Here is a 9,199-nt window from a genome sequence, read left to right as displayed (position 1 = left end):
CCTGCACTGCTCCACGGCGGACGTCTACCGCGAGGGCGAGTGCCTCGACTACTTCCCGAACCGCGTCGCCGACCCGACCCTGGTCCGTCCGGAGATGTGGAACGACTAGTCGCTTAACCCGTTGCTGGAAGGTCCGGTACGAAACCGGGTCTTCCAGCCCTTCCAGAGCCCCCGGCCCCCAAGGGCTTCGTTCCGCCTATGCGACGGCGCTCCTTGTTCGAAGATCCCAGGGAGCCGGTCGGCTTTCCCCTTTATCATCACATTCATGCCAAAGCGGCGCCGCAGCGTCCGCGTGCCTCGTCGTACCCCGAACCTTTCCATACCCGCAACCGGGCAACCGCACTGAAGGACTCGGGCGACACGACGCCGCCCCCAAGGAGGGATACATGAACCAGCAAGCGAAATACAAGCTTATCGGCTTCATCATGATGTTCGCTTCATCATCGCTGATGGGCGGCATTGGAGCCTTCACCCGCTTCATCGACGCGCCCGGCGACTTCGTGTCGTTCTGGCGCAACTTCGCAGGCCTCATCGCCCTGTCGATCATCTTCTGCTTCATCGGAGGAAGCTGGAAGAAGCTCAAGGAAACCCGGTTCTCCGGCATGATGCTGCTCTCCGGCGTGTTCTTGGGCCTGCTGTCCGGCCTGTACTGCCTCTCCACGCAGTACACCACGTTGGCCAACGCATCGTTTCTTATCTACACCGGCCCCATCTACTCGACCATCCTCGCGGCGATATTCCTGAAGGAGAAGCTCAACATCAAGGGCATCCTCTGCATCGTCGCCGTAGTCATCGGCATGCTGTTCATCGTGGGTATCGTGACGCCCGAGGGCCTGACGCTCGACCTCGATCCCAAGTACACCTTCGGCAACGCCATCGCCTTCGCTTCCGGCGTGGCCTACGGCCTGTACCTGTTCTTCTCGCGCTACCGTGAGGACTGCGATTCCAACGTCCGCTCCTGGTGGAACTTCCTGTTCGGCTCGCTGTCCATCGTCGTGCTGCTCATCTGGCACCACTTCTTCCTGCAGCCGCTGTCCTACACCGAGAAGATCAACGGCGTGACGCAGTTCGATGCGAACGGCCAGATCATCACCCATGCCTGGAACATGTTCACGATGCCCGGCTCGTCTTGGGTCGTGCTCATCGCCGCAGCGCTCATCACCGGCTTCGGCGCGTTCTACCTGCTGACCCATGCTACCAAGCGCCTGAAGGCCGGCGAGCTGGCCGCCATCTCCTACCAAGAGACCATCATGGCATCGCTTTTGGGCCTGTTCATGTTCGGCGAGACGATGACCGCCTTCCAGATCATCGGCGGCGCGCTCATCATCATCGGCGGCGTGGCTCAGATCTTCTTCTCGACATCGGCAGCAAGCAAGCAGGGCGAAAAGATGGAGAAAGAAGAGGAGATACGCGAGAACCTTGAAGCGCGGCTAGATGAAGAGCAAGCAAAAGAAGCCTTGAGCTAGCCGATCCTCACGCAACAAGAAAGGAGCGTGCACCTATGAAGATCACGAGCAACCTGACTCACATCGCCACCGAGATGGAGTTCGAGGCGCCGCTGAACGAAGAGGAGCTGCGCGCCGCGTTCGAGGGCAACGGCTTCCAGGGATTCGCCGCCGAGCTCGACATCGCCGAGCGCACCGAGGACCACGTGCAGATGATGTCGCTTGCCGACCTGCTCGGGTTCGCGAAGGCCTCCGGCCTGTCCGCGGTGACCTACGACGTGACGTACTTCCCGCATGCCGACGCCGCCGAGGTGGACTACCAGCTGAAAGAACTGGCCCACGACCTGGAGATCAGCGCCGAGGTCATCCGCGACCTGTGCGCCGACGAGATCCAAGAGTACCTGGCGCTCGACGCCAAGCGCGACGCGAGTCTGCCCGTCCACAGCATCGTGGAAGCGTACACGGGCGGCACGGCGTTCGCCTGGTACGGCATGCGCGACTACCCGCGCCTGAAGAGGGTCATCCTGGCCAAGCTGGCCCAGGGCGGCCAGCAGGCCAAACGATCCTTTATCTTCCGCGCCAGCAAAGCGCAAGTCGACTTGCTGGAAAACCGATAGGAGGCGCACCGTGAAAGCAACGGTTTACATGGAGGAGATGGACGCGTTCACGTACCGCGAGAAGCTGCGTAACGATGCGGTGGTGTTCGTGCCCGTAGGCGCCCTCGAGCAACATGGGTCGCACATGGCCATGTGCGTGGACGCCGCCCTCACCAAAGCCATGGCGGGAGCCACGGCCGAAGCCCTGACCGCCTACACCGAAGGCGCGATCGAGGGGATGGTGGCCGCGCCGATCAACTACGGCTACCGCTCCCAGCAGCGCTCCGGCGGCGGCTTCCACCTGTCGGGCACGACCAGCCTGCGCGGAACGACCCTCATCGCGCTCTCCCGCGACATCGTGTTCAGCATCATCCGACAGGGAGCACGCAAGATCGTACTGATGAACGGCCATTACGAGAACTTCCAGTTCATCTTCGAAGGAGCCCAGCTGGCCCTCGAGGATGCGCGCAAAGACGGTATCGACGACGCGAAGATCCAGCTGCTCTCGTACTGGGACTTCGTGGACGACCAGACCATCGCCGAGCTTTATCCCGAAGGCTTCACCGGATGGGACCTCGAGCACGCCGGCGTCATGGAAACCTCGCTCATGCTCCTGTTCTACCCCGACCTGGTCGATATGAGCAAGATCAACGATCCGCTGTACGACGGACTGCCCGCCACGCTTCCCAACTACGACGTGCTGCCCATCATCGCCGATTACACGCCGCCTTCGGGCTGCCTGTCGTCCCCCGCAGCATCGTCGCGCGAAAAGGGCATCATCTTGCGCGACGTGGCCGTACGCAACATGGTAGGCGCCATCAAGCGAGAATTCGCCTAAGCGCAGGGAGCGGCCCTCATCCGAAACCGGCAACATCCACGGCCTTCCGGCGCCAACCGCCAGGAAGGCCGTGCGCGTAAAAGGAGCATCATGACCGCATCGTACACCATGCTTCACGTCTTCGCTCCCAACGAAGCCGTTCACTTCCTGGGAGACTATCACGAAATCCTAGAGGGGGATTGCCATGCATACGCACGCAGTTGAGAAGAAAGTCCCGTTCAAAGTAGCGCTCTCGTCGTTCCTCGGCAACTTCATCGAGTGGTTCGATTACGCAACCTACACGTACTTCGCTATAACCATCGGCATCGTGTTCTTCCCTGAATCGGCAGTGAACTCAACGCTGCTCGCGTTCGCGGTGTTCGCGATCTCGTTCGTCTTCCGTCCGCTGGGCGCCGCGTTCTGGGGCAGCATGGGAGACAAGAAGGGCCGCAAGTGGTCTTTGTCCATGTCCATCTTCCTTATGACGGGCGCAGCGTTTCTCATCGGCTGCCTGCCCTCGTACGAGACCATCGGGCTTCTGTCGCCCATCCTGCTCATCTGCCTGCGAAGCGTGCAGGGGTTCTCGGCCGCAGGCGAGTATTCGGGCGCTGCCGTATTTCTGGCCGAGTACTCCCCGGCCAACCACCGCGGCAAGTACTGCTCGCTCGTACCCGCTTCGACCGCAGCCGGCCTGTTGGCCGGTTCGACCGCCGCGCTGATCATCAAACTGCTGCTGCCCGAAGCCGCCGTTATCGAATGGGGCTGGCGCATACCGTTTCTGCTGGCAGGCCCGCTGGGCTTGATCGCGCACTACATCCGCACCAAGCTTGAGGATTCCCCGACGTTCGAGCAGATGACCTCCGACACCAAGCGCGTCAAAGAAGCCCCCAACCCCACCCGCCTCGTGTTCAAGAAATACCGCAAGCGCCTGCTTGCCAGCATCGCGGCAACCATGGTGAACTCGGTTGGGTTCTACCTGGTGCTCACGTACCTGCCCACGTACTTGACCAGTTACGCGGGCATGGAAGCGGCACCCGCCCAGTTCGCAACCGACGTTGCGCTCGTCGCCTACATCCTCATCGTGCTGGGCGCAGGCAAGGTATCGGATATCGTCGGGCGCAAGAAGATGCTCCTGGGCGCCTGCGTCGCCTTCATCGTGCTGAGCATACCGGCTTTCACCATGCTGAACACAGCTTCGCTTCCCATCGTTATCGCAGCTGAGCTGATTCTGTGCATCACGCTGTCCATCAACGATTCGAACATCGCCTGCTACCAAGCCGAAATGTTTCCCACCGAAGTGCGCTACACCGGCGCCGCCCTGGGATCCAACATCGCCTACGTGGTGTTCGGGGGAACCGCGTCGATGGTCGCGACCGCGCTTATCGACGCAACGGGCAACGGTATGGCTCCGGCGTACTACATGATGGGAATTTGCCTGATCGCCGGCATCATCCTTCTGTTCACCGCGCATGAGTACAAGGGCGTTCCGCTGAACGACATCGAATAGCATTCGCAAGTTCGCTCGCTTCACGGCAGATTCCTGCGAAGGCAAGCGCTCGACTGCAAACCGAGCGGGCCCCGCAAGATACGCCGCTATTCGCCAAAAGGACCGACTGCATCGCAGTTCAACGATGCGGTCGGTCCTTTCTCTTCGCAAGCGCAGCCCCGCTTTCGCCGTCAGGCGAGCGACCGCCCTTTGCGCATACCGCTCCAGCGCAACCGAAAAGAACGTCCGCCGAATCCCCCTGCCATGCGCTCCTTCTCCGCTATACTGGTCTTTGTCAGCAAATCACGCGGGCCAGCCCGCGATCAGGCCGCATCGACCGCACACCGCCAAGGAGAGTTCATGAGGAAGCGCGACGACCTCGTACGTACCGACGACTGCGCCGCCGATCAGGCGATAGCCCCCAATAAAAGAAGAATCCCCCTTCCGCTCAAAGTGTTCGGCATCCTATCGATGGTCATGGGCGGCGCTTTGGCAGCCTTGCTTGCGCTGCTCGTGATCGGCACGGCGCTGCTCGTCCAAAACGGCGCGTTCGAAGGCGAGCTCTCGTCGGCAACACTCATCATCTTCATCGTGGACACCGTGCTCATGACCGTGCTCGCAGCCATGTTCGCCGTGTTCGGCATCCGCCTGCTGCTCAACAAGCGACGTCATGCCGCGGAAGTCGCGGACGTGATGATCGTCGTGCTGGTCGGAATCGTCCTTTGCAGCATCATGCTTGACGGCCTGAACCTTAGCTTGGCCGCCTACGGCGCAATAGCCGTGTTCCTTGTTGTCATGCAAAGCTACCTCGACCCCTCTTTGGCGCAAGAGCGCGAACTGCAGCGTAAACTGCGCGACATGGAAACGCGCGAGGCGGCCGAAGACGGCACGCTCGGCCGCGACGAAACGGGCAAGGGATTCATAGCCCTCAACTTCTTCAACTTGTTCTGGATATTCACGGTCTGCTGCGTGCTCGGGCTCATGCTCGAGACCGTCTACCATTTCGCCGTGGTGGAGCCGGGCCACTACCAAGACCGAGCCGGCATGCTCATCGGGCCCTTCTCCCCCATTTACGGATTCGGGGCGGTTCTCATGACCATAGCGCTCAATCGGTTCCACAACAAAAACGTGGTGCTCATCTTTTTGGTAAGCGCTGTTATCGGAGGCGCGTTCGAGTATCTGACCAGCTGGTTCATGCAGTTCGCTTTCGGTATCGTAGCCTGGGATTACTCGGGCACGTTCCTGTCCATCGACGGACGCACCAACGGCATGTTCATGGCCATGTGGGGAATCCTCGGCGTGATATGGATCAAGGCATGCCTGCCCTGGATGCTGAAGCTGGTGAACCTGATACCTTGGAACTGGCGCTACACCATCACCACGGTATGCGCGGTTCTCATGATCGCCGACGGGGCAATGACCCTGCTCGCGCTTGATTGCTGGTATCAGCGCATGGCGGGAACGGCCATTCAGGATTCCGCGGTGGTTCAATTCTTCGACGAGCATTTCGACAACCAGTACATGCAGGAACGCTTCCAAAGCATGTCGATCGATCCAGGCAACGCAACGCGCGCGAAATAGCAAAAGGGAACCGACCCGCAGCCAACCCGGTCAAGCCTGCGCAGAGCCGGTTGCAGCCGCGCGCACGGCGCGGACGGCCAAGCGCCCCAGAACCACGCCCGCCAGGCAGGCAACGACGCTTCCGCATGCGTACGCCGCCCCCGTGACGTACTTCCCGCGTTCGATAAGCGTCAGCGTCTCCAACGAGAACGTCGAAAACGTGGTGAAACCGCCGCATACGCCCGTCTTCAAGAACAGGACCGCATTGTCGGACATGCCGGGCCACACCGTAGCAGCCTCGAACACGGCCCCGATAACCACGGCGCCGACAAAGTTGATCAGAAACGTCATGAGCGGAAAATCGCCTTCGAGGGGAACAAGCCCCAGCAGATAGCGGCCCACGGCTCCCACGAACCCGCCAAGACCCACGCACAGCATCGCCATCATGTCCTGCTCTCCTCCTCTTCGGAACCTGCCCAGTATAGCGAAAGGCCCGTGCGTGCGCACCGGAAAACGCCTTATTATGCGCGCCCTTGCACCGAAAGACCGGCCGTAGCGAACACCGGGGCAGAACAGCAACAGGGCGCGAACCTCGCCCGTTCGATTGACAGCGAACGTTCGTTTACGTATTATAGCGTACAGATATTCTTACGAACATTTGATCGCGCGAACGGATGACCGCATGGATCTACTTGCGAAACTCGAAATCCTCGCCGATGCGGCGAAATACGATGTAGCCTGCACGTCCTCGGGCATAGATCGCGACGCCCAGAAGGGCAAACTTGGAAACACGCTGGCCGCCGGCTGCTGCCACAGCTTTGCCGCAGACGGGCGGTGCATCACGCTTTTGAAGGTGCTCATGACCAACGTTTGCGTGTACGACTGCGCCTACTGCGTGAACCGCGCATCCAACGAAGTTCCGCGCGCTGCGTTCAAGCCAAGAGAGTTGGCGGATCTCACCGTGTCGTTTTATCGACGCAACTATATTGAAGGCCTGTTTCTCAGCTCGGGAGTTATCCGCAATCCCGACCACACCACCGAGCTTATGATACGAACGCTCGAGATTCTGCGCGAGGAACACGGCTTTCGCGGCTACATCCACGCGAAAGCCGTGCCGGGGACATCGCCCGAGCTGATCGATCAACTCGGGCACCTTGCCGACCGCATGAGCGTGAACCTAGAACTTCCTTCACAGCAAAGCCTGCGGCTGCTCGCCCCTGAAAAGGACAAGCAGCGCATTCTCTCGCCCATGAAGCAGATACGGGACAACATAGCGGTCGACAAGGACACGCGCGCGCTCATGCGAAGGGAAACCACGTACATGACGCAGGTCAGCCCCAAGCGAAAGGAACGAGCCTTCGTACCCGCCGGCCAATCGACGCAGATGATCATAGGAGCTACGCCTGAAAGCGATTTTCAAATCCTGAACCTTTCGGCAGCCCTCTACCGTACGCTCTCGCTCAAGCGCGTGTTCTTCAGCGCCTACATGCCCGTGAACGACGATGCGCGTCTTCCGGGCGCCGATGCCGTCCAGCTCAATCGCGAGCACCGTCTCTACCAAGCCGATTGGCTCCTGCGGTTCTACCGCTTCGACGTGACGGAGATCATCGACGAGGCGCACCCTTTTCTCGATCCCGATTTGGACCCCAAGGCAAACTGGGCTATAAACAACCTCGATTTCTTCCCCGTAGAAGTGAACACCGCTCCCCTTGAGTCGCTGCTGCGCGTTCCGGGCATCGGCGTACGGGGAGCCAGGCTTATCATGCGCGCACGGCGCACGACATGCCTACGCGAATCCGAGTTGCGCAAATTGGGCATAGCCTACAAGCGGGCACGGTTTTTCATAACCTGCGGGGGCACCTACGCAGGGCGCGGAGCCGATTTTTCGCCCGAAGGACTTCGAGCGCAGCTGGCGGCGCCCATTAAGGGCGGCGCGCACGGCCGCCGGTCCGCCAAGACTACCCCCGGGCAACTAAGCTTGTTCGAAAAGGTCGAAACGCCCGAGAAGCTGCGTGCCGCTGGCAAAGACCCGCGCAAGCTCGACACCGGCGTTCCCCCGACAGCGGACGGCTCCTTTGGTTGGCAACGCGCGCTCGAACCGCGCACGACGGTTGCCGTATGAGTAATCCTCACAACAGCCGAAACACCGCCCGGCCGGTGCGCGAAGAGCCCTTGCAGGATGTTGCCTACGCATACGACGGCACGCCGGAAGGCCTGCTGACGGCGGTGTTCCAAGCCTACGCCAATCGCGAAGACCCGCAAGATATCGCCCCCGGCAACACATTGCAGCCACGCCTGGGGCAAACCGTCCGCACCATAGAAACCGACATGCAGCTTGCAATGCGGGTTCGCAAAGGCATCCAACGTACGTGCGGGCAGACGGCGTTCGAGGCTGTTCTGCACGCCGCGCTGTCAGACGACCCGAACACCGGAGCCATCGTGTACCGATTCGTGCGCTACGCCATGTCGCGCCGCCAACCGCACGACTGCGCCCGATGCCCGAAACGGCATAGCTGCGCCGGTATCCCCAACTGCACCGCAGCGTCGGCAAGAAGGTCGAGCGTGCTCGACGACCTTGCGAACCCAGCGGTCGGAGCGCTTCTCAAGCTGGACCGAGCGGTCATGAACGAGCGTCACCGCATGCTCCAGTTCCTGCGCTTCGAGCACCTGGAAAACGGTGGCTGGTTCGCGCGATGCAGCCCGAACGCTTCCGTGGTTCCCCTGGTCATGGACTGGTTCGCGGGCCGCTTCAACACGCAGCCCTTCGCGGTGCTCGACGAGCGGCACGCCCTGGCCGGCGTGTACGAGGGACGGGGCTGGCGGCTCGTGCGCACGGAGGGGGCCGACCTCCCCGCGCATGCGTCGGACGAGGAGCTCATGCAGGCGGCATGGAAGCGCTTCTACGACGCGACCGCCGTCGAGGCCCGCTACAACCCCGAGCTGCGCCGGCAGTTCATGCCCGAGCGCTTCTGGAAGGACCTGACCGAGATGCGCGAGGGCGCCCCGGGCGAGGGCCTGGCGCGCTGAGGGAGCCGAGGCGCGGCCGACCGGCGGACCCTCCCCCGCGAGCGGCGGACGGCCCCGCGCGGCTCTCGCGCGCCTCCCCCCCCCAAACGCAGAAAGGGCCCCGGGGCCTGTTACGGCTCCGGGGCCCCTCCCCGCGGCCCGCGCGGAATACGCCGAGCGCCCTGCGCGAGCGCGACGTCCTATCCTCCCACAGCCTTGCGCTGCAGTACTTTCGGCGATGGCGGTCTTAACTTCCGGGTTCGGAATGGGACCGGGTGATCCCCGCCTC

Annotated in this window: 8 protein-coding genes and 1 rRNA gene; 7 read left to right on the top strand and 2 right to left on the bottom strand. The window is 61.8% G+C overall.

Annotated elements, in window-relative coordinates; translation table 11 throughout:
• The first annotated feature begins 386 nt into the window (after window positions 1–386).
• The 5 genes from LQE90_RS12215 to LQE90_RS12195 all read left to right on the top strand — a co-directional run bounded on the left by LQE90_RS12215 (window position 387) and on the right by LQE90_RS12195 (window position 5,925).
• Window positions 387–1,466 carry a DMT family transporter gene (locus LQE90_RS12215; RefSeq protein ID WP_114568020.1) on the top strand — a complete coding sequence of 360 codons (1,080 nt, stop codon included), beginning with the start codon at window positions 387–389 and terminating at the stop codon, window positions 1,464–1,466.
• 35 nt (window positions 1,467–1,501) lie between these two features.
• Entirely contained in the window at window positions 1,502–2,062 is a 561-nt protein-coding gene (locus tag LQE90_RS12210) for a hypothetical protein (protein WP_216530015.1), read from the top strand.
• A 10-nt stretch (window positions 2,063–2,072) separates the two neighbouring features.
• On the top strand, window positions 2,073–2,879 hold the full coding sequence (locus LQE90_RS12205; RefSeq protein WP_114568022.1) for a creatininase: 807 nt from the start codon (window positions 2,073–2,075) through the stop codon (window positions 2,877–2,879).
• Between the two features lie 184 nt (window positions 2,880–3,063).
• Window positions 3,064–4,365 (top strand): MFS transporter, encoded by a 1,302-nt coding sequence (locus LQE90_RS12200; RefSeq protein ID WP_114568023.1) that lies wholly within the window; start codon window positions 3,064–3,066, stop codon window positions 4,363–4,365.
• Between the two features lie 339 nt (window positions 4,366–4,704).
• A complete protein-coding gene (locus LQE90_RS12195) occupies window positions 4,705–5,925 on the top strand; it encodes a putative ABC transporter permease (RefSeq protein WP_114568024.1) in 1,221 nt (406 codons plus the stop codon).
• A 30-nt stretch (window positions 5,926–5,955) separates the two neighbouring features.
• Here the strand turns inward: LQE90_RS12195 and crcB are convergent, their stop codons facing one another.
• Window positions 5,956–6,351: a fluoride efflux transporter CrcB gene (gene crcB / locus LQE90_RS12190; protein WP_114568025.1), complete on the bottom strand. Its 396-nt coding sequence runs from the start codon at window positions 6,349–6,351 to the stop codon at window positions 5,956–5,958.
• Between the two features lie 235 nt (window positions 6,352–6,586).
• Between crcB and LQE90_RS12185 the strand changes: the two genes are divergently transcribed.
• Both LQE90_RS12185 and LQE90_RS12180 read left to right on the top strand, forming a co-directional pair.
• The gene (locus tag LQE90_RS12185; RefSeq protein WP_114568026.1) at window positions 6,587–8,026 is read left to right on the top strand and encodes a putative DNA modification/repair radical SAM protein; all 1,440 of its coding nucleotides are present in this window, start codon (window positions 6,587–6,589) and stop codon (window positions 8,024–8,026) included.
• The gene (locus tag LQE90_RS12180) at window positions 8,023–8,931 is read left to right on the top strand and encodes a TIGR03915 family putative DNA repair protein (RefSeq protein WP_216530014.1); all 909 of its coding nucleotides are present in this window, start codon (window positions 8,023–8,025) and stop codon (window positions 8,929–8,931) included. Before LQE90_RS12185 ends, LQE90_RS12180 begins: the two co-directional genes overlap by 4 nt.
• A gap of 166 nt (window positions 8,932–9,097) precedes the next feature.
• Here the strand turns inward: LQE90_RS12180 and rrf are convergent.
• Window positions 9,098–9,199 (bottom strand): 5S ribosomal RNA (gene rrf / locus LQE90_RS12175); the annotation flags it as partial.

This window comes from Paraeggerthella hominis (genome assembly GCF_021044775.1).
GTDB classification, from domain to species: Bacteria; Actinomycetota; Coriobacteriia; order Coriobacteriales; family Eggerthellaceae; genus Paraeggerthella; species Paraeggerthella hominis.
This window is presented reverse-complemented; position numbering and strand designations above follow the sequence as displayed.